The following is a 25,520-nucleotide window of genomic DNA, read 5'->3' as shown; positions in this document are numbered from 1 at the left end:
AATTCTTTCAATTATCTGATAAGTTCACTGACAATGAGTTCTACTTCCTTATTGATTTTTCGGAAATTGGTCATCAGAACTTCTTCCTTGCGGTTTTTCCCCACTTTGTCTATAAAAGAATAATAAACCGGCATTTGAACATACTTGTTTTCCTCTTCTGTGATCTTTCTTCTGTTGAGATTAATTTTCCCGTTGATGGCTGATGTTTTATATTCATCAGTATCATTTTCTTCGTCCTGCGCGATCATTCCTGCCATTTCTCCCGTCCTTAAGGCGGCAATTTTTCCCGCAGGAATCATAAATTCCATCTTTTCATTGATACTTGTTGTTGTTCCCTGCTGTGATATGGATTGGGAGAATGATTTTTGCTTGATTTTTCCAAATAGCTTTTCAAGCCAATCCAAGGTGTTCTTATCTCTCGCTGAGCCGGAGATAATGTTTCCTACAATAGAGGAAATGGTATCTGCAACTTCCTTTTTATAAAACTGACGAAGCTGTGGAAGTTCCTGAAGTCCAAGTAAAACAGCAACCCTGTTGCTCCTTGCAGTCGCTACTACATTGTCAATCTTATGGATATATATGGTTGGAAACTCATCTGCAATAATTCCTCCCGGCAGATTATGCTTGGAATTCACCAATCGTAAAGTTCTATTTAGCACTGCGGAATATAGTGCTGAATTAATATCCTGTGTTCCAGGGTCGGAAGCGAGAATTATAATGGACGGATTTTTTCGGTCAGTAATTTTCAACTCAACTTCATCACCCGAAAATACCCAAAAGCTTTCTTTGGTTGCCAGTCGGGAAAGGAAAATCTTGAGCGTACCCACCTGCCCCTCCAGCTGATCAAATGCCTTGTTATCATAAGCAGTTTTGAAAGGTGATAAAAGAGAATACAATTCCTCGTGATGGAAAAGTGTATCAAAAATCTCTTTGTAACTCCTGTTCATAAAAGAAAGAATATGGGGTAAATCTGAATATTTTCCATTTTCATGAGTAGCAAAGAAATAAATACATGATGAAAGAAAATTAATCGCTGACTGTGTAAAAAACTGGTCTGAACCACCTCCGGCACTTGCGCCACCTTTTTGAAGCGATGATACCATTGCTTCAGCCATTTCCTGGGCCTCTGCCAATGTTTTCACATATTCTTTCCGAAATGGATTAACTCTCTTTGATTTTCCAACATCATTGAGATTGATCACATGAAAGCTATAATTATATTCCAAATCTTTACTCTTTTTCAAAAGGTAATGATAGTAGGCAATCTGGCCTAAATCAGGGAATTTAAAATCATAAATACAGAGGCAAAATCCTTTGGCAATCATTTGACGAATGGCTGGGTTTATAACACCAAATGTTTTTCCACTGCCCGGAGTTCCAATAACCATCGTACCGCGAAACGGATTGATATTGATCCAACCTTCATTGTTTTTTCCGTTGTACCGGAACAGATATGGGATATTGATACTGGTATCTGTTTCAACCAATTCCGTATTCTGTTCAAAGCTTTCTTCCTCTACATTCCAACGGTCTTTTCCCATTTTTTGACGCATATACTTCGAAATCGAATCTGCACCCATTTGCAGAATTACTGCTCCTAAAAATGAAAGAACTGCATAAACAACCTGGTAAAGGTTGAGTCCTGGAAAAATCTTGGGACGGAGGCTATTTCCGGCTTCATCCTGCCAAATTAGTGATGAAAAAATCATGAGTAGGCCTACAGTTATAGGAATAACAATTTCAGTTCCTACATTCAAGTCCTTATTTTTCTTTGCCTTTGTACCAATGGCAACCAATCCTATCAGGATCAATGTGGCAAATTTGGCATTCACAGGGGGATATATAAAGCTCATTTTTGAGAAATTCCTCAGCAAATTGGAAACGACAGGAATGCCGGCATTCAGGTAAAACAATGAAGCGCAATCTAATGCGACCACTGCATAAACTGCCTTTTGCAGAAATCCATAAATTTTGATCTGGTGCTGTTGCTCTTGCATACTCCTAAAAACTAATTTTCTTCAATTTCAATCTGAGCCTCACTATAAAATGTTTCACATTCTTATAAAATATTTTTGCGTTGGATAAGTTTTCAAAATATTCATGTCCAAAATCCCTAAGAATATTTTTTTGGTATGCTGATAATGTTCTCTTCCCTATTAAATTTCTAATGGGTTTACTTTCTTCCCGCCTTATCCCTGCTTTCAGTTTCTCCAAAACGTAATGTCCAATATCCTCCATTCCAAAGAGGATAGCTTCATGCCTCAATTCTTCAGCGCGGGTTTTTGATAACTTTATTGTATAATCCATATTAAAAAGTATCTGCTTTAAGAATGTCAGAATAATTGATTTTCATTTCAATGGTCCTCCCTGAGAGCTGCTCTTCAATAAGCCGGATCATCATTACTTTAGAATTGGGATAGGTGAATTTTTTAAATACATAAATATTTCTGAAATTCTTCCTGAAGTGCTTCTGGGAATTCAGTTGGAATATCGATGCCATTTCAATGCTTTGATTATTGGTAGACTTATGGATTTTCTTATCTTCTACAGAAAACTTAAGCGCTTCAATATCATAGCTAAGATTTGATTTATTCTTAAAAGTCATATCTAAAAATATATAATCACTGATAACATATACATTATTGAGCTGAACGCTAAGTCCCAGGCTTCGCTCTTCTCGGATTGGCTTTTTTTCTGTATTTTTTTGAATGATATTCATAGCAAATTTTCTCAGCTCAAGATTGGAGAATGCGGTTTTATCAAACTCTATGGGTTGCATTTCCTCAGGTTGTATATGAATATTGGTTATGGTATTGAGATTATCCCGATCTCTATAAATTGCCTTATATTGCGCAATAAATGATTGTCCGACAACGGTTATAACTCCAATCTGATCTCCACTCAAAAAAACACCAGGGGCTCTCTCTTTTTCTTTTAGATCTTTATCCGAAAAGTCAGTAATTTTGACCCTGGCAATATTACCGGCAGGTAAATCTCCGGTCAGCTTTTGAGTAGATAAATCCACGTACAGGATAGGTTCTGGTGAAATAATATGCAGATTAATCCCTTCCGTGATCTCCAATTCAGGTAACTCGGAAATGATCTGTTCTTTAGCAGCAGTTTGTGCCGTTATAAATTGGGCTGTCAATAACAGCAGGGTGAATACAATTACTTTCATCTTTTTATTTTTTCTGTTGATTTTGTACATTTTTTAATTGTTTTTCGTCAACCAGCAGTACATAGGAATTGTACTTTAGTTTGGCTTTGTTGGTTTTAATCAGGTTGGCAATCGATTTTGACGTAGAGGTAAACAGTTTGGAGCCGATGCTGGTGAAAAAGCCCTGACCGCCCATATCCATCTGGGTGCCCTGCACGGAATTACTTCCCATTTCACTTAACATATCCCTGAATACACTTTGGGGAACATATAAACCTTTCATTCCGTCAAGATCGTAAATAGAGAGATTGACAGGAAAAATTTCACCTTTGGTATATACCGAAACAATGCTAAGATTAACCCTCTGCATTGAAAAGCCCGAAATCTGACCATACAATACTGATCCTTTATCGAGTTTTCGTCCCCCTACAAAGATGTTTTCCAGCAGACGGAACCGGATTCTGCTTCCCAGCAGTCCCTTATTATTTTCATCGATCACAGCCTTGATAAAGCTATTTTCACTCTCCTTGTAAAAAGCATTGAAATCACTGTTAATACCGGATTTACTGACATTAAAAGTGGAATGGAGAAACTCATCCAGCTTTACTTTGTTAGCTTTGAGCTGCTCTTCTGTTGCCAGCTTGCTTTGATACTCAGGATCTCTGGATTTTTCTAAAGAATCCATCACCAGCATTTGCTGCTTCAGATATTTTACAGGATCCTGCTGTGTGTTTGGAGCAGCGAATCTGGGAGACTCATCTGAATAGTGGCTTTCAGGCCTGCCATAGGATTTATCATTCAGCATCCTGATAATGTCAGAAGACCTTTTATAGTCCCTGTTCTCGTTTTGCTCATTGGGATTATAATATGATGACGGATTTCCTTTTCCTGTGTACCTGTTTTGTCTTCCTCCTACTGCTTTCAATGAATCAATTTTTCTTTTCTCGGCCAGTGACAGCTGATCTCCGTAATGCAATAAGCTGTCTTCTTCTTTATTGAGGCCCTCAAGCATGGTTCTGTTATCCTCTTTTTTGAAAAAGGCATCATAAGCATCACTTTTAGTCATAATCGAATCCTGCGATTCACCCAGTGAAAGAGAAAGTTCTTTGGGTTTTTCTTCTACCTTATCATCTTTTACAAACTGAGTCCCTACATAAGTGAAGAGCAGCAAAAAAGGTAATGCTAAAAGAGGCATGACGTATTTTTTTTGTTTGAAATCTATTTTTTTAATGTCCATTTTTTAATTGTTGAAATTGGTTAAACAAATATTCAATTCTCAGGCTGTCTTCTTTTTGTAAATCATGGCGGTCTCTTTTTATTTTTAAAGTTTTGAGCTCAGCGACTATTCTTTCCATTTCCTTTTCTCTGTTACCTGCAGTACCTTGGGAAAAGTGGCTCTTAGAATATAGAACCGGAGGCTTAATTTTAAATGCCATTTCAGGTGGAAAGAAAATTCCCTGTATCATAGACCCGATAAATGAAACCGATAAAAAAATCATTGAATACGTAAAAAACTGTTGGGGATTCTTAACAGCCCAGTTCCACCATCTTTGTCCGGTTTGTTGAATTAAAGCAATCATTATTAATATGAGTTTTTGTTTTGGGTTGAAATTTCTTCGTTATCAATAATTCGCCAGTTTTTAAGAAGCACACCATGGGGATTGTTGGGACTGCGGATGATATCTTCAAAAAAACCTGAGGTATTAAGTTTTCGGGTAATGACCGATGATTTTCGGGTAATCATCTGTTTGCCGAAAAAAGCAAATTTCTTTAGTTCCATATCGATCTTAATCGAATCGGTATGAATACTCACCATGGAGCTCGAGGCGATGATCTGGTTGTAAAAACCTTTTTCCCTCAGGTTGGTATATTCTTTTTTCCCGCTGTCATCAATAAGATAGAGCGACTTCTGAATATTATCCTTAATATAGGAATCGTCTGGCGCCAGGGTAAAAAACAGCCTGTGGAAAAGTTCAATCTGAGCTTTGTATTCAACCGGACGATTTAAAAGAACATCGGTTTGTTTGGCAAGGACAGGCACCCCGTTATCGAGAATGTAAATGGATTTACGGGAATCTTCAATCATTTTATAAGCAAAGAAAAAACCACAGATAACGATAAACACCGCAAAAGCAATTGTTGACAATGAAACAACTTTATTGACTTTAATCCTTTGTTCGATATTTTTAATAAGCATATTTATTTTTTGTTGGTTGATAGTATTGGATTATTCATATCGGGTTTATTTTCCGTTTTTCATAGCATCCTGCACCCTGCCGGATGCTGAACCCGCGGCTGCGGATTTTGCGGCCGCTGCCCCTACTGAAGCACCTCCTGTTTTAACAGCAAGCACAGCTGTTTTTGCACTGCTTGCCATTTTTCCGGCAGCACTTTTCATTTTGGTCATCGCTCCCGCACCTCCTGCCGTTACAATGGTATCAGCAATAGTGGGAGTCATCAAAACACCGATTCCCGTCACGATATACGCAACGCAGGTAAAAAGCTGGTTGTATATCATTCCTGAATTACTCACATATACCAGAAGTGCATCTAAATTGGTAATGGTTCCGTTACTTAAGAGGGTGTCGTATCTTTCAATTTCCATCTCGTAGCCCGAAGCAATTAATTGCTGGCCGATATTGATAATCGTATAGGCGACAAAAGTATACAGGTTGATGTTGATAAACTTAGATACCCAGCTGTACAGCGAGTTTTCAAATCCGGGAATCAGCGCCGTTCCTACTGCGATAGGCCCTAAAATAATAAGAATATAAGACCAAATCTTCTGGATAAAGAAAACAAGGTACACACATACCCTGAGTATGGAAAGACAGACAAATTCAATGAGCTCAGCTACCAGCTTCTGCAGATCGAACTGCATTCTGATCTGCCACTCTTTGATAGGCTGGATAAGCTTGTCCAGTCCTTCGCTGATATCAAACCATGAGTCATCCGCATCTTTCCCCGTATTATCGATCACGTCCTGTTTAGCATCTTCTTCAGCTTTCAATTTAATGACTGCATCTAGTAACTGTTGCTGCTTTTTAAACCGTTGAATTCTTAAATCATTGACCTCAGACTCGATCTCACTGAAAATAGCTATACCAGGTTCAGCAATCGCTTCAAAAGGAGACTGGATAAGATTAACAAATCCGGTCCAGTACACGAGTGTAAACCCGATCAGAACAGGTTTTAGCATGGGGGTAATTTCCCATTCACGGTCTCCGGCAGCCATCTGCCAGCCCATGTAACCCAGGTACATTAGAGCTCCCATGCCTCCTATTGCTCTCCCCACAAGTGCCGAGCCGGCAGCACTGTCCTGTACACTGTTGTCCAGTTTGGTAAAAACCTCCATGAACCATTTCTCAAAGGCTCCATCGCCTTTTAAAAACTGAAGCAGATTGCTGTAATCACCGTCTGTCTGGGCAAACCCCATAATAGGCAGCAGTATAGCCAACAGGCTGCAAAAAACTGTAAGTTTATTTTTCATATTTAGTATTTGTTTTTGTATTGCTGCATCGTACGATGTACAATTTGTTTATCAGATGCTGGGCTCCAGCTAGGTGGTAAAGAGGTGGACAAATGATTCTTCAGAATATTTTTATAATCCAGAAGAAGGTTTGTCTTATTGTTGTATTTTCTTAATTCCTCAACAAATTTCCGCCACCTGATCAGCGTTTCGTGGTACATGATAAACCTTTTCCCTCTAGGCATATCCATAGATCGGGACATTGAGTATTTTTCCTTGATCATGTCCAGCTCTTCCTGAAGTCTTTTTAAGGTTCCTGTAGTACTTAGAGCTTCATATGTGTTTTGGTCTTTCAGCCTCCAATCGGTAAAATTCTGCGGAGTATCTGGAAATTCGGTAATAGGTTTCAGCATTCGCTTGTAATACAATAACCAAAGCGGATCGGCATCTGCTGTGGCAGATGTCCAATGTGCAAAATCCTGTACACTTCGCTTATAAATGGTGTCCGAAGCAGCTTTAATTTTTTTCGCTTCCTCTTCCTGAAATTTCAATTGGGCAAATCGCTGATTCTGCAATCCTGTAGGTTTCAAGGGCCTTATATCATCGCCATCTTTATAGTCCCTGTTGATTTTCGGAGCCCATAATCCCCAGACTGTTGCATACGCAAAATTGGTCTGAATGCCAAGAAAGTACTTAGGGTAAGGTCGCCAGTCTCCCCATCTTTCAAAAGTCATCCTTTTATGCTGGGCTACTATGGAAGGGTCGTTCAGTCTTTTTACACTCACCTGCCCGGATAAAGAGGCTGCTATAAGCAGGAGTGGAAATAAACCTGTTTTTCTTTGTATGTGTTTCATGATTTTAATTGAATAGATATTTGTATTTCTGAATAATATCACCTACAATGGCTTTATCGATATTGATGTAATTTTTGAGCACAGGTATTTGGTACAGATAGGGTATTTTTCTGGCATTCTCCAACCGTAAAATGATGTACAGGATGTTTCCGTGAATATTTCTCACACGCGTAAATACCTTTTCAATGAGCATTTCCCTGTCCATCGAATCCATCAAAAAGTCCTTGTCTTCTTTTAAAATATCCTGTGAGATTTCCTGCTGAAGCTTAGTAACCTGCTTACCAATTTCAACGTAATATTTTGAAACCAAAACCGCATACTCCGGATGTACGGCGGATAGACTCAGCATTTTACCGGAATTGCTCACAATCTTACCAAAATACTGATACAGGTAAATCAGTTTTTTACTTTGGGTGAGTGCTGAGTTAACATTTTTCAACTGCTGGTAAATATACTCCTGAATCGCAATAATCTTTGTGGTATTATTACTGATCTCATCATAAAGTTTTTTCTGCTTTTCATAAGAATCCAAAAATGTCTGTTCACTTGCCAGTCTCACGCCATGGTCTTTTGTAAGCTGGATTAATAACTGATCATTGATAACGATTTGCTGGCTGTTTACTGAAATAGCGCCAAAAAGTAAGATAGCTCCAAAAAATAACTGCTTCATTTTTTAAAAAGATTTAATGTCGTTCATGATATTTTTCACAACCTGCCGATCTCTGTTAACATAGTATTGAAATGCTCTTTTGTTTCTTAAAACCTTCGCTTTGATATCCCTTATTTTTAAGAGCATAAAAGTTGAATTTCTGCTTAATGTTTTGACTTCGCCCAAAGCATAATCCAATAAAATTTTACGTTCAGATTTTTCCATCTGGTTAATGGCTCCATAAGACAGGATAATTCCCGTTATAAGCCGTATCACCATCTGCAGATCATCTACAAACTTTATCTGGGAAGGTAATACTGCTATAATGGAATACGGTGCTGAACCAATCTCATTTATAATGGCAGTTTGATTATTCTTTATCTTGGTTACCTCCCTGCTCATCGCAATTCCTGTAGGTATGGACTGAATGGCAAATGAGACAATTCTCAGCCTGTCCTGGATCTTGGTGACCTTCTCTTTAAAATTTTTCCACTGTGATTGATTTGCAGTCTCTACAGTAGCATTCGCCGTTTGTTTCTGTCTCATTTCCTTTTGCCTGTCGTACTCTTTCATCGCAGCATTGATTTGGATGTCCATCATGGGAAAAGAGACATTTTCCTTTTGCCATGCAGGGGTTGAGCTACCACCGGAAGAGATGATGACAACGTATATCGCAGAAAAAAATAAGCCCAAAAGAATCTTCTTTTTCATAAACATCAGATTTAAAAATTCTTCCTGTACCTGTTCATAATATTTTCTACAATCCCTTTGTCTGTGTTAATATAGCCCGCAAATGGATTTATGGAATTCCAGAAACCTAAACGATTGGCTTTCTCTAATCTCAACTTAATCGCCAAAAGCCAAAGCTTGAGGTTTTTCACATTCCCCGAGATGTTGTGAAGAATTTTGTAACGGTCTCCGGCAGTAGCAAGATTGAGCTCTCCGGACGCAAGAATATCTGAAATATCGGTAACGATTTTCAGGCTTTGTTCATAGGTCTTTTGGGAAGCTTTCACCCCGAAAATGGCATACTGCGGATGCGCAGAGGCCAACTGGCCCACCTGTGAAGAATAATTGTAGCACTTATTCAGTTCAGAATAAATCTGCTGTACCTGAATACCATTTTGTAAAGTGCCTGAAACTTCTTTCAAACCTTTTAATATTTTGTTCTGAATATCGTTGGCCGCCACCACCTGTGTTCCCACCCAGGTTTGGGCATCCTTCAACTTGGAAGTTTCATCGATAACTTCGTTCTGCTTGGCTTTCAGGTTTTCAGAATACAGGATCATTGCTGCCGTTACAGTAGGATCAATATAGGTATTCTGAGCGTACAGTAAACCTCCTGAACCGAGTAAAATAAATATGCTTAGCGTTTTCATAATACCTTTAATTATATCAATTTATCTATATTTTGTCTTTTTCGACTGTAACAACTGCTACCAGCTCTCACGATGGGTTTCCAACTTATGCAGTCTGTATATACTGTGCTAAAGATTGGTTGCTTGTTTCAAGCTCGGCCTGAAGATTTTTGATGATGTTTTGCCCTCTGTGCCTGTATTTAAATTCATGGTAAAATTCAAAAGCCAGTCGGTCTAAAGGTTTTTGATAAAGGTTAATCAGGGAGACCATGCTTCCCATATCATCTTCAAAACTTTTTACCTGAGCTGTAAAAATTTCCAGGGCCTTATCAAAGTCTCCATACTCTTTTACATAGTATTCAAGAGCAGATTTTTCCGGCTTTTCAGTGGTATAGGTTAAGTACTGTTCCAGAGAAACTTCATTTCCATAGACCTCTCCCCTGGGGCCCCGCTTTAGATAGAATTCCTTGAAACGGCTTCTTCCATATTTATTGTTAAGATTATTGATTGTGAAGATTTTATTCTGTTCCACCTTATTGAGGGAAAGCAGCGAAGCAATCTTATCAAAATTATCTTTGAACTTAGTTTGATCAAGCAAAATAAAGGTGTCCGAATTGTTGATAATACTGTCCTTCACCACAGCATTCCCAATGATGTCATCCAGCTCTTGCGTCACTACCACCGCTTCACCCCAGAACTTTCTGACAGTTTTATATAAGTATAAAATATATCCTCCCATCAGTTTACTGGCAATCGCTTTCCAGGCTTCTTCAATAATCAGGGCTTTCCTGCGGTCCTTTCTCAGTCGCATCTTCTGAATGAACGTATCCATGATGATCAAAGTCACAATAGGAAAAAGCTTTGGATTATCTTTTACGTTATCAATTTCAAAAACGATAAACGGTTCGTCAAAAAGTGTATTGTCAGCACTTTCGTTTAGGGTAGTTCCGTACCTTCCGCCTTTGTAAAAATCTCTTAATACAAAAAGGAATGTCCTGAGGTTAAACTCCATTTCTCTGATCTTGTATTTCTTATTATTCAGGTACAATGGAAGGAACTTCTCGCAATAATCATAGAAGCCATTAAAGGAAAGTTCATTCACTGCCAGCTTTTCTTCCAGCTCCCTAATTTTTTTGATAATGGCTTTTCTTATCGATTCATTCCAAGGTTCTGCAGTTTTGGGCTGTCTTGAAATTTCATTCGCTTTAATTAACAGCAGCTGGGACTCATCATAAACTCTCCTCCTCTCTTCGTTATTCAGAGTTTCATAAGCTTCATAGATTTTGTAAAACTTTTCGCTGTCGTAATTGGGGTTATTAACGTTTTTATCCGGATGATACTCAATAGCAAGATTTCGGAAGGCTTCCTTAATTTCTTCCGGTTTAGCATTAAATGCAATTCCCAAAATATCATAATAGTTATGCTGTGCTTCTGAACCATTATCAAGCCCAACAACAATATCTTCTATATGGATATTATATTTACCAAGATACAGGATCAGCTCTTCAGAATCTTTATCTTCATACCATTCGGTTCCTGAATTGAAATACTGATGATAGTAAGACATCAGTACATTATCCAGTATGGACTTTTGCGCAGAAGACATCGAAGCATCAGGACCTTGCCAGATAAGAAATATCAAATTGGTTAAAAATTCTATTTTTTCAATATTGAACTCTTTTTTATCCATCAGGAAAGGATTCATCGTAATAGGTTTTTCTTCCGTATATTGGATATACCTTCCGCCTTTATATTGGCAGGTTCCTGAATAAGAATCTCCGGTGTCGACAATAACAACGTCGTAGTTATAGGTGAGGTACTGCTCAACGATATTGTTCATCAGGAACGACTTTCCTGAACCTGACGGCCCTAGAACGAATTTATTTCTGTTATTGATTCTTCCTGTTTTCATTGGTAAATCTGCAGGGTCTACTTTTATAGGGACCCCTTGCCGGTCTGTAAACCTTAGGTAGAAGTTGGACTCTTCGCTCAATGGGTAACTTTCTTTAAAAAAAAAACACAAGGCGGCTTCGCTTGTTGTCATAAATAAATCGTAGTCCCTGAGCTCCGTACCGTTACCGGGTATTGCTGACCGAAAAAGCTCCAGCTGATTGTAAGCATTCCTAGAAACTATAATTCCTTTGGTAAAAAGCTTATTTTCAATCATAGACTGTATATTCTCCATTTTTTCCTGTGTATGCGCCGAAAACAGAATTGAAAAATGCGCATTCACCACAAACTGCCCATCAATGGCAATATTATTGAGCAGACTCTGAATTTCTTCAGCTATAATAGCGTTGGAAGGCGAATTATTGGCAGCCCCCTCATGCTTTTTCTTTTTCTTATCAAGCTCTCTTTGCTGTTGTGCCTGTGGTGGAATACTGATCACCTGATTATAAACAAGGGTTTCATAATCTTCTAATTCATTGATGAAGGTAAAGTTATCCACCGCTGTTTCAGCAGCCGCACCATTTCCTCCTAAGAGGGAATAAGGCTCTATTTCAGATGGAAGATCAATATTTTCTACATCCACATAAGAAATATTCTTAACGAAACGGGTACCTATCTGTAAATATTCATGTGTGCTTTTAATATTGTTAAAGGAAGGCAGATCAGAAAACTGCATCGACAAAACCCCTGATATATAATATTCAAAATCTTTCTCCAATAGAAATTGGGGTTCACAATCGCTCTGACTGAGGAGCATAAAAACTTTTTGACATTTGTCGCGAAGTTCTTTATAGCTCTTTTCAGAATACCCGTAATGTTTGTTTTTCTTTTTAAGTTTGTCATCAATGATATCAGTAAAAATTAGTACTGTTTCAATTGTCTTAAAAAGTCTACCATCAAAATGGTCAGAATACTTCTTCTGCAAAAATTGACTTGATTTTTCAGCTGAATACCTTTTTTTTGTGAAAATATCGAGTTTCTGAACAACTCTTCCTTCACCAATAATAGAGACCACCTGGTTTAAAACCGTATGAAAATCCAGGTAGTTATCCGGATCTGCAGAATATTGCTCAACACTGTTTTTGATTCGTATACCAATAATAGGATTACCGAATTGCCCGAAAAGGACATCAAAATCCCAACCGGAATTTTTTCCATAATCATATCCTATAAAAGGTATATGGAATGCCTGTTTTTTTGTTTTCATTGAGTGTATTATTTATTGGACAAGTGGGAATTTTCGGATTCGAAATGTTTCAAAAGTCTGTTATTGCTAAGTTTTTTGGGAAAGATGAATATCTCATCGAAATTCTTAGTTTTGTCATAGAGGCCATGTTTATCCTGCCTTTTAAAAATCAGGTAAACTCCTGCTCCTGTGACAACAAGCCCCAGTAAAGAGCCGAGCAATCCGAATTTGGATAATATCAGCGCTGCAATAACACCGCCTCCTATTACGCCTACTGCATAAAAAATATATTTGCCCTTAAGCCCAAAGAATACAAGGGGCTTTTTCAGCCCCTTGTAGAGATAAAATCCCATATTAGGCAAAGAATGCAGTTACGAATTCAGGTACTACAATCAAAAAGATCATCGCTCCTCCGTAGCCAAGGATTTCTTTGTTGACATCCTGGTCACCATTGGTCCATTTATTATAGACTCTTAGACCTCCAATAAAGCCGACCAGACCGCCAACGGCCTTCAATATAAGTTTAATGGGGTCCCAGTATTCCTTAATGTCATTTGCAGCATTTGAAATGGCGGTTGCTCCTCCCTGAGCAAAAACCGGAGTGACAGCAAGAAGAATCATACAAAGCGTCAATAGTTTTTTCCCTGCCTCACGGCGTTGAAATTTGTTGTTCATAAAAAATTAAATATTTATAGTTAAAATGAGGTCTTTGTATTCAGACCTTGTAAAAGATATGTCATATCTATTTTTGGAAAGGATTATGTGATTATTTATAAAGTTTTATAATGCTTACACCATGGAATGATACACCTTGTGGCCCTCAATGTTGGCAACCATCTGAACCATTGTTTCCGATAGTTGAAGAATATCATCCCATCCCTTGTGATTACTTTTTGCAGATCCTTCTATATTTTCAGGTTCTTTTTTACCGTAATCGTCAAGGTCCAGTTCGGATTCGAAACGCTTTCTTAATTCATCCAGGCTGAACCTCTCTTCGTTCTCCGGAGAATGCTGCGGTATCACTTCGTTTTTACTGAAAGACTTCGGCATAATGAGGCTTTCAACATCTTCAATGTTCACCGATAACGGCTCTAGATTGATATCAGAAATATCTGAGAGTGAATAAACCTCTGGCTCATCCTGCCGGGCAGGGTCTTTCTTTAGAAAGAGGTCATATATAAAATTTCCTGCATAATAAAGTACGTAAGCCAATAGAAGCAGGAGTGAAAATTTTATCATTTTTTACGTTTTTTTAAACTGTTATGGCTGGTAAGCACTACTTAATCTTTTGTATCATTTCTAACTCACAGAGTGATTTTTAGTGCTGTTTTAATATATTCTATAATTTCATTGAAAGGCTTCTGAACCGCGTCTTTCTGATAGTAGGTCAATTGCCTGGTATCAATAGTCTGCAGGCTGTTTCTTTTGAATACAGGACTCTCAACCAGCATTCCATACTTTGAAATCTCTGCATCCATTTCCCTCTGATTGAGATAGCCATATCCTTTATCATATCTGGACCGGATAAACACCCGCTCTGCCTCACTTTCAAGCATTCCCAGAATATTTTTGAAAACCAGTGTAGATTTTACAGAGACATTTGAGTATTCGAATGGAATAATGATTAGATCACTGTAAATTAGAAGGTCACTGTACTTTTCATCGAGTGTTCCGGCCAAATCAAAAATATGGATATCATTACTTTGCTTTAGATCAATCAGATGTTCAAAATCTGAAAAAAGCTGACCTTGTTCTCCGGCAATTTCCACCTCATAGAGCTTCGGCAAATCCGATAATTCATCTTCTTTCCACTTTTTGTAAAAAGACTTTTGGTAATCAAAATCAAAAACCCTGATCTTCCTTTTCGACACCCCTGAAATGTAATTGGCAAAAGCTATAGCGAGAGTGGTCTTTCCTACTCCCCCTTTTTGTGTACCGAATGTGATGATCATCGTTTTTTCTATTCTTTTTTTCATTTTTTTTATATTAACCTGTACATGAGCCTATCGGCTTTTCCGTTTTTTCTTTTTTTTAAGTTCTTCTTCTGCGGGATCCTTTGAAGCAGCAGAAGAATGCATCATATCAAATAAGAATTCATCAAATATTTTTACCAAACCTTCATCTTTTTGAATAGCATTAGCAGCAGATGGACTTACAAAATTTTGTACCTCCTTTATACCAATCAGTTTTTCAAGTTCCCCAATATAATGGAGCCTGGAATGAATAGCATAATATTTCCCATCATCAGATCTTACAATACTGACATCAGCATTGTTTTGCGATTTGAGGTACTCTTTCACATGAGTTCTGGCAGCATCAAATATTTCTTTGCTTTTAAGTTTTCTATTCTCAAATAGCATAAACTCCTTTAGCCCATTCTCCGGATATCTTGCTTTCAAAAAATCCAAAAGCACACCCTTAGTTTTCTGATCCCGGATATTGAAATCCTTCAACCGTTCAAAAAGCCTTTTGTCAATTTTTTCAGAAGTGAATTCAAATACTTCTTTCATTTTCATGATCTCACTTCCCTTGTACATTTTCTGTTCCTTATTATCAATCAGAGAATACCCAAAGGGCGCTTGCCCATCCTTATGATGAAATATGAGATCAATTCCAAAAATGTCCTTCAGTTTTTTCTGAAGCTCACTTTCAAATTCTATTTTCGGCTCAAGGTATTTATCATGTTTTTCATCCGCAAGCATTGCTTCATTTTTTCGATGGTCTTCGACCTTGAAAACATGGCACGAATAAAGCTCCTTGTATTTCGATAGAATGGCTTTGATTTGTTTTGTTCTGCTTTCATTTTTTCTGTTATCAAAAACAATTTGATTTCCGGAGATCGTTTTTTCCAGGACTCCGTTTTTGAGAATATTCAGCTTGGTTTCGTCCCGTTTGTTCTGAGCCAAACTAAAACCGTTTCTTTTTAGTAAGATCTCCAACTGCTGTAAGGAGCTGATCCGGTAATTCAGGAGTTTATTAAGATTCTCCCCATTACTAAATCCGTAGATCTTTTCCAACACTTTGGATAATGCAGCTTGTGATTTCAGTTTTTCATAACTGTCGTTTATCTTTTTCCCGGTTGATTTATCAACTCTTGTTGATACGATATGAACATGATTGTTCTCTGTATCGCTATGAAAAACAACAATAAAAGGTTGTGATCCGTAACCCATCTCATCCATAAATTTTTCAGCTACTTTTGTCATCTCTTCTTTGGAGTGTTCCCTGAATTTTGTGGATAAAGCGGCATGAAATTGTGGCTTTCTAACTTTTTCGTTTTTGGAAACTGAAGCCAGGTAAGATTTCACTTCTTCCTTTCCACTCGATTCGTTAATGAACGACGGAAAGTTTTTCATCAGCATCAGCTCACCTTTTCCCTTATCTATTTTTTTTTCGTTATAGTTGACCCCCGGAAAATTAGGTCCTGCGGGCTTCATCAACTTAATAATCATTTTCCGAGCATTGAGTAAATTTTGAGAAATATCTCATTCTGCTGGGTCTTAAGCTTTATCATTTCAGCAAGCTGCACAGAAAACTTCTCTAATTCATGCTGTGAAATAAACTTTTGCCCGTTCACTATTTTGGCAATCTGGTTGATATTGGTTTCTATTTTTACAAAGATGTTGTCTTGTCTTTCAATGAAGCCCAGTACTTTTTTCCTCTCATGATCCATGAGTCTGTTTTCCACCGAATTAATAATTAAACCTGTCAGAGATATGTGCTTTGTTTTACAAAAGGTCTTCCAGTCTTTTTTCCTACTGCTGTCGATCCTGAATTTTATTACAGCTGTTTTACCCTCCATGGAATTATGGAACTATCCATTTTAGCTGTCCGTCAACACTTTGTAAATTATAAGTTCCGGTAGCAGGAGGAATGGGAACGGATACTCTATCTGTAAATCCTAAAGTTCCGTCTGGTTTTTCGATAACATCTTTAGTATACGTGGAGTCGGATGTAGTATAGGAAGGATTAATTATAAAACTTCCGTTAATTTTTAACCACCTAAGAGCAAAATCCCCGATAATGAGACCATTAGTCCAGGAAGCGCTGTAATCAACATTATTTTCAGTTCCAATACTAGATGAGGGCACAAGATTTACATTGCTGTGAATAACCAATCTGTTGTTAACAGTTTCAACGCCGTTAACAGTGTTGCTGTGTCCGGCTCCCGTACCGATAAAAATGTTATTTTCACCTTTTACGTACACCCCTGTTTGTACACCAAGCATTACATTTTTGTTTTCACTGGTTATAGATTGTCCTGAAGACTGTCCTATAATAGTATTGTAGCTGCCGGTATTCAGATCGCGTAATGCCGACTGGCCAATGGCTATATTTTTATAACCGGTGGTAATATTACTTAATGATGCATTACCAACAGCAACGTTTACATTTCCGGTAATAAGCTTGTCCGGAATATCGTCGTTATAACCGGAAGTGTGACCTAAAAAAGTATTGAACTGCCCTGAAGTCAATCCGTTCAAACTGTAAGCGCCGACAGCAATGTTACCTAAACCCGCCGTCAAATTTTGTAATGCTCCAACGCCATAAGAAAGATTATAGCTACCGGTATGATTATGGTTCATATTACCAAAATACATCGAGCTGGTCTGTTCATTCATACCTAATGCGCCCTCTCTGGTGGGGGATGGTGCGCTCCCTGAAAAAGTGATATACTTTGGGGAATAGTTTCCTCTTTTTACAACAGTTTCTAAAGTGTCACGCTCAAAGGGCTGCCATACTTCTCCATCGAAATAATAATACCCCACACGAGTCACATTAGCAGTTTTCAGTGTCGTATTTCCTATATCAAGCCCTTCTGTTACATAAACAATTGTTCCTTTCTGAGCAGTGTTATAGAGTGAATCTTTACTTTTTACCTCGGACCCTTTTAAACGAGGGGCAATGATCCCGTCAGGTTTTGTTATATCAACATTATTTTTCATGACATCAAAGGTGGCTTGCGGTGTTAAAGTATTGATACCGACCTCTCCCTGAACTGAGAATCCAATAAATGGCAGAAATAAATAAATTATTGTTTTCATTCTGTTCTTCGTGTTTAGTTTCTGGTACAAAATTGACGCATCAAAACCATGAAAACAATAGTATTATAAGCCGCTGGATTAGATAAGACTACTTTGGATTAGTTTGGAAGAATAATAGATTAAAAAAGAATAAATTGTACTGATTTGGATTCTTAGACATACACATTTAAAAAGAAAAACAAGTTCCGCAGTTTTTCATCCTTTTTGAAAAAAAGCAAGAGAGTTTTTGTACTCAAAATTTTTGAAAAAAATTGTGGGTACAAAGACACATCTTGCTTAAAAAAACGACTGAATTTTTGAAAGTTCTAAAAAATGATTTGCGCAGTTTTCGCAACTTTAATAACTTTTTGATTATCAATATACAAAATTGTAAAACTGATTTTAAAAGTATAAAATAAAAGCCGCATTATTTTTTATAAGTTAGCAGCAAAGCCCTGCAATATTTGTTACAGGGATTATTATTTGAGCCTTTGGTATTCTTTACAGCTCCACTACTGTACCTTTTGCTATTTTTTTTTTCAGGTCAGAAGTTAAAAATTTATTTGTTAACACGATAGTTACCACCTTTGTATTATCAATGTATCAATGCTATACTATTTTTTATGGGGCTACGGAGTTCGAGCACAGAAATACTTTTTAAAGGTTAGTATGAAATACATATTATTATAGTATATTCTCAATGAGCAATTACACCCTATTCAAGGACTTTAGATCCAAAACGAAAACGATTTCTATTCATTTTCAATAGTTTACATATTATAATCTTTGTAAAATTTGCTTTTAAGTTTTGTATTCTTAACTTTTGTCAAACAGTAAAGAAAATTCTGTAAACAGATTTATCGTAGTATGAAAGGTTTACAACTCCCACAACTAAAGAATATATAAATCTTTGCAAATAAGCTCTAAAATTCTCTCAATGGAAAAAAATGTTATGAAGAAGATCGAAATTTACAAGAAAGAATAAAAATTTCATGATGATATATCAAAACTTTGAACTCTCAGAAATTAAAACAGTAATCTAAATTTAATATCAATCTGTCTGTAATAGTAAACTAAAATGGTAATAAATTTTGAAACATTTGATAATAATGCTCAAGATTTTAAGTATGCTAATTTTTCACAAAGCAAAGTTTTGCATTAAAGGATGTTACCAATCAAATAGAATTTCGTTGGAAATATTGCATAGAAGATGAATATCTGTCTCATCAACGGTCTAAAAAGCTAAAAAATAGAAATGAATTTTGTGCCGGATTAGCTAAGATAAACGTCAAACCTTCATCACTAAAATTATGCCTTGAAATAAATCCATTTATTGATATTGGTACGAATAAATTTGAAATACAAAACATAGATTTGGAATTAGTTAGGTTTGAACAAAAATGCAAAAATATAATGCTTGATACATCTAATCCCGGAAGAACTAAAGTATACAAGTAGATTGATCACCTTGATAGTCTTATAAAACCCAGAACAAAATTTTATGCATGATAATTATAATAAGTAAATCTCTATTAGACTTTATAGAGAACATTCAAAGCCTCCATTTTTATATTTTTATATCAACTAATGAAAATTATAAGTGATTTAGTTTCTAGTTTAAAATAGATATTTTACAATAGTTATGAAATCGAAATCATCGCTTATTGCTTCATTATTATTGTATTGCATTACGCGTTTTAACATTATAGTGCTTTAGTTAATCTGGATTTAGTTATGGAAAATCAAAAAGATTTTAATCAATTAAAGTATTAAAAAAGATCAATTGAAATACTGGCTGCGGAGAAGATGAAAAGATTCACAAAGCTTTAGAATTTGGAATTAATTCAAATGAAATATATTTTCAGATCTAAACAAGCTCAGAAAAGACACTGGTTAAAATTACATCTTAGTAAGATGAGCTTACACAAGTAAGTGTGGTAATTGTCAAACTGAATCTATAGATTCCTGGAAGGATAAACAAGTCACGTTGTTGTTATATAATACGGAGCTTGTAACAGTTAGATCTAAAACATCTAAGGTTTAAACATCAATGTCTATGTACAAGTCCTAGCAATCAACAGCTTGTTAATACGGAGAACATCTTATTGAAATATTTCTTTCCGCATTGGCATTTACCTTTGTCGCTACAAATATAAAGAATGTATCTGCAAGTACCTTAGCAGTCGTGCTCTTTATCTTAATATTTATCTACATTAGATACATAAGATTTGATTTTATTTTAAATACATATTCTACCGGGATTGTTAACTTAGCTATAACCTCGGAATTTTGGTAAAGCCTTGAGATCTTGCATGAGCTTGGAGTTCCTCATCTAAAGGCTTGAAACAACAATGAAATCACAAGCGTACCTGTTGATTTTACCTTTGTAACTATTGCAGAAGGATTAGATAGGTAGTGATAAATTGGAAAAGCTGAGGTGTTGATTGTCCAGCAAGGCCTCAATAAACCTCTCCAAAGCTTCAGGCCGTAAAATACCGATAAAGTAAAGCATCATGTGTTCAGTTCCTATAGAAAAATTATAATTTCTGAAATGATATTTATAAAATAGATGTTTTTTTTAATCCGTCTTTAGATGTTTGCGGAAAGCTACCATCTTCTAGTTCTTGTAACTAAAATAAGTATGTCATCTATACGTTGATTGTTACTTTCAAATATAAAGTTGACGTATAATTTGTGACATAGTAGAGATAATTACGTTTTTGAAATTTTGATGAATCTCAAAAACGTAATTACTTAGTATTGATACCGTTAAATTCAGCTTGCTTGATTGCCCACGCTAATGCATTGGCAAATACAATAGAATTGTAAACAGTATATGCACCAGCTACTGTACCATTACCACCATTACCATATCCTGTACGGGCGATCGGCTTTCCATTACTATCAATTGCAAAAGGACATATCACTTGACTCCCATTTCCAGCAGGACCTGTGGTATTATTAGGATTCGAAATAAAGCCTCCGTCACCAAAGAAAATAAAATTGTGTGTGTTATCTCTGAAAGCAGATACACCAACAAAAGTATTTGTTGATGTAATTGGGTTCGCAGCAGAATAATTCGTTATACTTCCTGCTGGTATATTCGTTAAATAAGAGCCTCCACCAGCATCTTCTCCCCATAATTTACCTCTAGCATCACCGAAAGGACCATTTAAAATAGGGTCATTTACAGAAGATAACTGATAGATACTTCCGCCTCCAAACGGAGCACTAAATGATATGGTATTATCTCCATAAAGTGCCTGAAAAAGAAGAGAAGCATTAGCTGGGTCTTGTTGCATCATAATACAAGTACCTTTATTATTTAAATAGTTTACCATAGCATTAGCTTTACTGATACTCCAGTTCATGTAATAACCTATAATTACAATGTCAGGCTTCGTAGCTAAGTATGCATTAAAATTAGCATCTGTAGGATCTTCAGTATAATTTGTATAGATTGCCGTTGCTTTATTATATTTTACAGTACTTGTTGCCAATGTTCCAAAGTTTGCTGACGAATTATACATGGCACTTGATCCGCTTGATTCCAAATGATAACCATAAGTGCCACCAAAAATTCCAATACCTATTATCTTTTTACCTGGTATTGTAATACAAACTGTCACACTGCATGTACTTGTACCATCTGCACTATTTGCTGTAATGGTAATTATTTTATCTGCTGTGGAAGTCGGAATTCCTGATCCATTTAGTGTTAGATTCTGATTACCCGTTGAAGCAAATGTACCTGACCCGCTAAATGATATTCCATCTACTGTATTAGTATTGATGCTCCAGCTTCCCAAAGAAGTTACTGTTACAGGTAATGTAATGGTATTATTAACTGTAAGAGGAATATTTCTACTATAGACTCCGTTTACTATTGCCGCACCACAAGACAATCCATAAGTCCCTGAAGATGAAAATACTGTAACGGCAGGCACGCAGGTTGAAGATATCGCACCATTTATCGTCAATGTTACATTATCGGATTGCGCAGCTATAGGTTTGCCCTGACCAATAACTACGATAGTATAGGTTCCTATTGCCAAAAAATTCCCGGAAGCCGAAAAATTATATCCATTATTTGTAATACCTGTAATATTGTAGCTACCTGCTTTAGTTACATTTAAAGTAATAGATATAAAATTAGAATTTGTAAGTGGTTTACCTTGTACATATGCACCACTAACTAATGTACTAGTACAGCTAAGGGTAGCCTTACCTAAATCACCGCAAATACTTTTCCAAGTTGCTTCTTGGGAATTCCAGTAATTATAACATTTCTCTGTAGTATTATAAATTAACAAACCATCTTCAGTAGCTGTAGGGCTAAAATTAGCATCTCTTTCTACCATAGTATAGCGTTGTATAATGACTCCATTATATTTATCCGGTAAATTTGTGCTTGCTGGATCTGATCTTTCAGATACATGGAGACCAGCTTTTGGATTGGGTTTGGCTGTGTTAATACCAACTTGAGACTTTAAGCAGCCAATACTACACATTAATATTATCGTTAAAATAAATCTTTTTAGGTTCATAGTTAGAAGGTTTTAATTAATATCTTTTAGCTTAAATAACAAATAATACTTTTTACTACGTTTGTAACTACATTTCTGCTCAGATCAAAATGAATAAGTATTTTAAACTCGTTTATAGTTTTCAGTAACTGTTTTTGGTTTTTTAAATCGAAAACATGGTATTTTATGCATAATATAGAATTAAAACTCAATAAGCAGCTAATTCTGACGCATTCCTGATATTTATAATATTTATTTTTTAATAAATTTTATAATTTCTCTTTCTGGATAAATAGAAAAAATAAAAGCTCCAGGAGACAAATTTTTCACTGGAATATGAAATTGAGTACCCATGTTAGTTCCTTTTAAAACTTCAATACCATTTAAATCAATAATTTTCCATTTTGTAAAAGATGATTTTAACCTTTTAACCTGTAAAACTTCATTGACAGGATTTGGATATATGTATAATGTCTTTTTGGCTATATCATATTCTCTAGCAGATAAGGTTTGATCGTTGTGTTTAAATTTTGCTTCAATCGGCAGTCCCTGATAGGTTTTGAAGTCAAAAATACTATTCGTCCCGTCAAAAGATATAAATGTAATATCTATGTTAGGCTCTGCTAGCATCCAATTCCCTTTAAGAGAGATGCGTATAGTTTTAAAAGTAAACGGTATGATGCTTCTTCGTCCAGGCAGACCTAAATCGGGATTGGAAACACTCAATTTCATTTCAGTATTGGTATTATTCGACTGATACATAACTAAACAAGGGTAATCGATAGACGTTATATTAGTATTCCCCGGAATTGAATTACTAGCCTCAAAAAGTGCATAGCCATAAATTCCTGTTGCTTTATGTCTTATAATGTGAGAGCTTTCTGTTTTATTAATTATTTCGTACGGTTTAGTAACTGGACTGTTAAAAGAACTTGATAAAGCCTGCATATTGTTTAATGTGGTATTTGGAACAACTACGTATTCATATCCTTTATTTAGTGGAGCTGTTCCATGATCTATATAACCAATTGCGGCTTGAGCCGGCGGGTTTAAAATTGATGGGTCTAGCTGATACTGAGAAGGCGTCTGTTGATTCTTTCTTTGGATTTTTAAGCTTCCACTTCCTGCTGTAATATAAAAACCTGTACCAAAATTATCTAATATCCAATTATCATTATTCATAGAGTAGCTAGTTGTGTTTTCAGTAACAGAGTAGGTATCATTATTCACGGTAATATCTGCTGGTGTCGTTACATTTTGGTAAAGAGTTGTTACTGTTGTATGATTATTATCAGAATTATTAATATTTGAAGCTAGGCAGACTATGATATCGTCAAAAAAAAATGCAGATTTTTTAAACGTAAAAGTTGGATCATGAGTATCAGTAGCAGTTACCCCGCCAAAACCTAAGTTTATTTTTTCCTGAAAGTCCATAGCAAATACTCCATATGTTCCTAAAACCTTGTTTAATATTCCGTTATTCTTTAATCCAAATGCTAATGATCCTGCAAATCTTTTATTTGAATATTCATCTATTCTATTCCATGCGGCTATTAATTTACTCCATGGAAGTACTTTTGTAGTAGCTCCCGGATTGTAATTCCAATCCCATTTAGTATTATCAAAACCATTAGAAGTTTCATTACCTGGATATACTATATACATAGCACCGTAACTTTGATATCTTCCATAACGATTTGAGGGGTTATTTGCAGTAGAAGGATTATAAAGATAAATCTCCGAACCCCAAAGCTGATTATTGAAACCTTTATTAACGACTACACAGTTATTTGTTCTAAAAATGGCTGCATTATGATGATTAACCTGGTAGAATCCAGTTTCGAAAGGTGTAATATCCGAATAATTAAAGGAGACGTCGACACCATATTTCCTATTATATATTCCAGCAAGGATAGGGTCTGCGGTTGATAAACCTAAAATTTTACCTCCGATGTTAGCTATATCTTTTAACAAATAACTATCTAATGTGTTTTGATCCCATTTCGCGGATCTACCAGTTAGAGGTAAAGGAACAATATCTTGATCATTTGCTATTAATTGTTTCTGAAGGATAGCATCCCTGAATATCTTATAAGAAGAAACATTAATCTGAAAACTAGTATTATTTAAATATTTAAGGACCCTAATAACGGTGTTATAAGCATACATATAAGCAGGATAATTATTCCAATGATGATAACCGCTTCCATCAGGTTTTAGTCCATCACGAGTGCCATCTGTATACTCAGAAACAAATCTTTTAATATATCTTTTCAATGTTAAAAAATATCTATACTGTTCATCTGTAGTTGGAAAGGCATTTACAGTTGCAACTAGAGTATCTAAATTATTAAAAATAAAATCGCTATCGAATTCTCCATCTGTTAAGTGTGGCTTCCAAAATACATTCCAGTTTGAAGAGTTTTTTTCAATTATATATAAAAACCTTTCTTTATCAATACTTTCCAAGTATTCTAAACAAAATGCAGTGTACAATCCGAATCTCCTAAACATATACCCTGCATTATCTGAGGGTAAGGTACCGTTGCATGCGTTCATATATACCCACCAGAGGGTATTTTTTACTTTTTCTCTTATGGATAAATCGTTTGGATTAGATTTTAGGCGCTTAGAAAATGCTTCCATAAAGTAAACCATTTCATAACTTGTTATCGGATTTCCCGTAATGCTGTTTCCATTTACAATGATATTCAAATTATTATAATTTACTACGGCAGCACTTAGCTCGCCAGCTGAAGGTGTATTATTTGATAACACACCATTTTTCGCGTTATTGTAAATCTGACTGATCTCAAATTGAATAGAAGATGTACTAGGAAGTAAGGATAAATCAGGCAAAAAGCTTGCTGAACAGTTTTGACCAAAAAGAAAATTACAAGTAAAACAAAATCCAATAAATAGAACACTAATTTTATGACTCATGTTAAAGTGATTTGATATTGTGTAATTACATATTAAATGAAATACTATGATTGAGTTGCAGTGAATTAATTTTTCACTAATATTATTCAAGTCTAACAAGCATTTTTTGTCTATGAAGATAATAGGTAAGTTAGAAATTTAGCAATAGTAAAGAATCAATTATGAAATTATTCAAAATCCAGATTATAAAAACATAGAGGATTATTAATTTTATTATTATAAAGCCTTGCAAAATTATCAGCATTTCTTAGCATTCATCTAAGATACACCACTTTAAGGCTATCCTTTCAAACTATTAAAACCAACATCTTTTGCACGATATGTAAAATCACCATTCTGAAAAGCATGAAAGTACATTAATACTTGTTTATCATTAATACTATTTACATAAATAAGTAAAGATT

General features: G+C 35.8%; 21 protein-coding genes. All 21 read right to left on the bottom strand.

All coding sequences use genetic code 11. The features are described from left to right. Positions 1-11: 11 nt before the first annotated feature. Entirely contained in the window at positions 12-1,997 is a 1,986-nt protein-coding gene (locus BLW74_RS05175; protein WP_089690358.1) for a type IV secretion system DNA-binding domain-containing protein, read from the bottom strand. 4 nt (positions 1,998-2,001) lie between these two features. Then, positions 2,002-2,307, bottom strand: coding sequence for a hypothetical protein (locus tag BLW74_RS05170; RefSeq protein WP_089690357.1), 306 nt, complete (start codon positions 2,305-2,307; stop codon positions 2,002-2,004). Position 2,308: 1 nt separating this feature from the next. Further along, a complete protein-coding gene (locus BLW74_RS05165; RefSeq protein ID WP_089690693.1) occupies positions 2,309-3,178 on the bottom strand; it encodes a DUF4138 domain-containing protein in 870 nt (289 codons plus the stop codon). 4 nt (positions 3,179-3,182) lie between these two features. Beyond that, complete coding sequence (gene traM / locus BLW74_RS05160) at positions 3,183-4,388, bottom strand: conjugative transposon protein TraM (RefSeq protein WP_089690691.1); 1,206 nt, start codon at positions 4,386-4,388, stop codon at positions 3,183-3,185. After that, a complete protein-coding gene (locus BLW74_RS05155; protein WP_089690356.1) occupies positions 4,384-4,737 on the bottom strand; it encodes a hypothetical protein in 354 nt (117 codons plus the stop codon). The genes traM and BLW74_RS05155 overlap by 5 nt, the downstream gene beginning before the upstream one ends. A gap of 2 nt (positions 4,738-4,739) precedes the next feature. Next, complete coding sequence (gene traK / locus BLW74_RS05150) at positions 4,740-5,354, bottom strand: conjugative transposon protein TraK (protein ID WP_089690355.1); 615 nt, start codon at positions 5,352-5,354, stop codon at positions 4,740-4,742. A gap of 45 nt (positions 5,355-5,399) precedes the next feature. After that, entirely contained in the window at positions 5,400-6,647 is a 1,248-nt protein-coding gene (locus BLW74_RS05145) for a TraJ family protein (RefSeq protein ID WP_089690354.1), read from the bottom strand. Positions 6,648-6,649: 2 nt separating this feature from the next. Then, complete coding sequence (locus BLW74_RS05140; protein WP_089690689.1) at positions 6,650-7,480, bottom strand: hypothetical protein; 831 nt, start codon at positions 7,478-7,480, stop codon at positions 6,650-6,652. A gap of 4 nt (positions 7,481-7,484) precedes the next feature. Continuing rightward, the gene (locus tag BLW74_RS05135; RefSeq protein WP_089690353.1) at positions 7,485-8,150 is read right to left on the bottom strand and encodes a hypothetical protein; all 666 of its coding nucleotides are present in this window, start codon (positions 8,148-8,150) and stop codon (positions 7,485-7,487) included. A gap of 3 nt (positions 8,151-8,153) precedes the next feature. Beyond that, the gene (locus BLW74_RS05130; protein ID WP_089690352.1) at positions 8,154-8,840 is read right to left on the bottom strand and encodes a hypothetical protein; all 687 of its coding nucleotides are present in this window, start codon (positions 8,838-8,840) and stop codon (positions 8,154-8,156) included. Between the two features lie 11 nt (positions 8,841-8,851). Further along, positions 8,852-9,508, bottom strand: a complete 657-nt coding sequence (locus BLW74_RS05125; RefSeq protein WP_089690351.1) for a hypothetical protein — start codon at positions 9,506-9,508, stop codon at positions 8,852-8,854. Positions 9,509-9,593: 85 nt separating this feature from the next. Then, the gene (locus BLW74_RS05120) at positions 9,594-12,644 is read right to left on the bottom strand and encodes a TraG family conjugative transposon ATPase (RefSeq protein ID WP_089690350.1); all 3,051 of its coding nucleotides are present in this window, start codon (positions 12,642-12,644) and stop codon (positions 9,594-9,596) included. Positions 12,645-12,652: 8 nt separating this feature from the next. Then, the gene (locus tag BLW74_RS05115; RefSeq protein ID WP_089690349.1) at positions 12,653-12,976 is read right to left on the bottom strand and encodes a DUF4133 domain-containing protein; all 324 of its coding nucleotides are present in this window, start codon (positions 12,974-12,976) and stop codon (positions 12,653-12,655) included. Between the two features lies 1 nt (position 12,977). Next, positions 12,978-13,298, bottom strand: a complete 321-nt coding sequence (locus tag BLW74_RS05110; protein ID WP_089690348.1) for a DUF4134 domain-containing protein — start codon at positions 13,296-13,298, stop codon at positions 12,978-12,980. Between the two features lie 114 nt (positions 13,299-13,412). Next, positions 13,413-13,835 (bottom strand): hypothetical protein, encoded by a 423-nt coding sequence (locus BLW74_RS05105; RefSeq protein WP_139265700.1) that lies wholly within the window; start codon positions 13,833-13,835, stop codon positions 13,413-13,415. Positions 13,836-13,927: 92 nt separating this feature from the next. After that, complete coding sequence (locus BLW74_RS05100) at positions 13,928-14,575, bottom strand: ParA family protein (protein WP_089690687.1); 648 nt, start codon at positions 14,573-14,575, stop codon at positions 13,928-13,930. Positions 14,576-14,626: 51 nt separating this feature from the next. Further along, positions 14,627-16,075, bottom strand: a complete 1,449-nt coding sequence (locus BLW74_RS05095) for a relaxase/mobilization nuclease domain-containing protein (RefSeq protein WP_089690346.1) — start codon at positions 16,073-16,075, stop codon at positions 14,627-14,629. Then, positions 16,072-16,425, bottom strand: coding sequence for a plasmid mobilization relaxosome protein MobC (locus BLW74_RS05090; protein WP_089690345.1), 354 nt, complete (start codon positions 16,423-16,425; stop codon positions 16,072-16,074). The genes BLW74_RS05095 and BLW74_RS05090 overlap by 4 nt, the downstream gene beginning before the upstream one ends. Positions 16,426-16,429: 4 nt before the next feature. Next, on the bottom strand, positions 16,430-17,668 hold the full coding sequence (locus tag BLW74_RS05085) for a hypothetical protein (protein WP_089690344.1): 1,239 nt from the start codon (positions 17,666-17,668) through the stop codon (positions 16,430-16,432). A gap of 2,729 nt (positions 17,669-20,397) precedes the next feature. Further along, positions 20,398-22,194 carry an autotransporter outer membrane beta-barrel domain-containing protein gene (locus tag BLW74_RS05080; RefSeq protein WP_139265699.1) on the bottom strand — a complete coding sequence of 599 codons (1,797 nt, stop codon included), beginning with the start codon at positions 22,192-22,194 and terminating at the stop codon, positions 20,398-20,400. Between the two features lie 231 nt (positions 22,195-22,425). After that, a complete protein-coding gene (locus tag BLW74_RS05075; protein ID WP_089690342.1) occupies positions 22,426-25,116 on the bottom strand; it encodes a polysaccharide lyase family 8 super-sandwich domain-containing protein in 2,691 nt (896 codons plus the stop codon). Positions 25,117-25,520: the final 404 nt, after the last annotated feature.

The organism is Chryseobacterium culicis (genome assembly GCF_900108365.1).
GTDB lineage: Bacteria > Bacteroidota > Bacteroidia > Flavobacteriales > Weeksellaceae > Chryseobacterium > Chryseobacterium culicis.
Note: the sequence above shows the minus strand (reverse complement) of the source record. Positions and strands in the feature narration are given on the sequence as shown.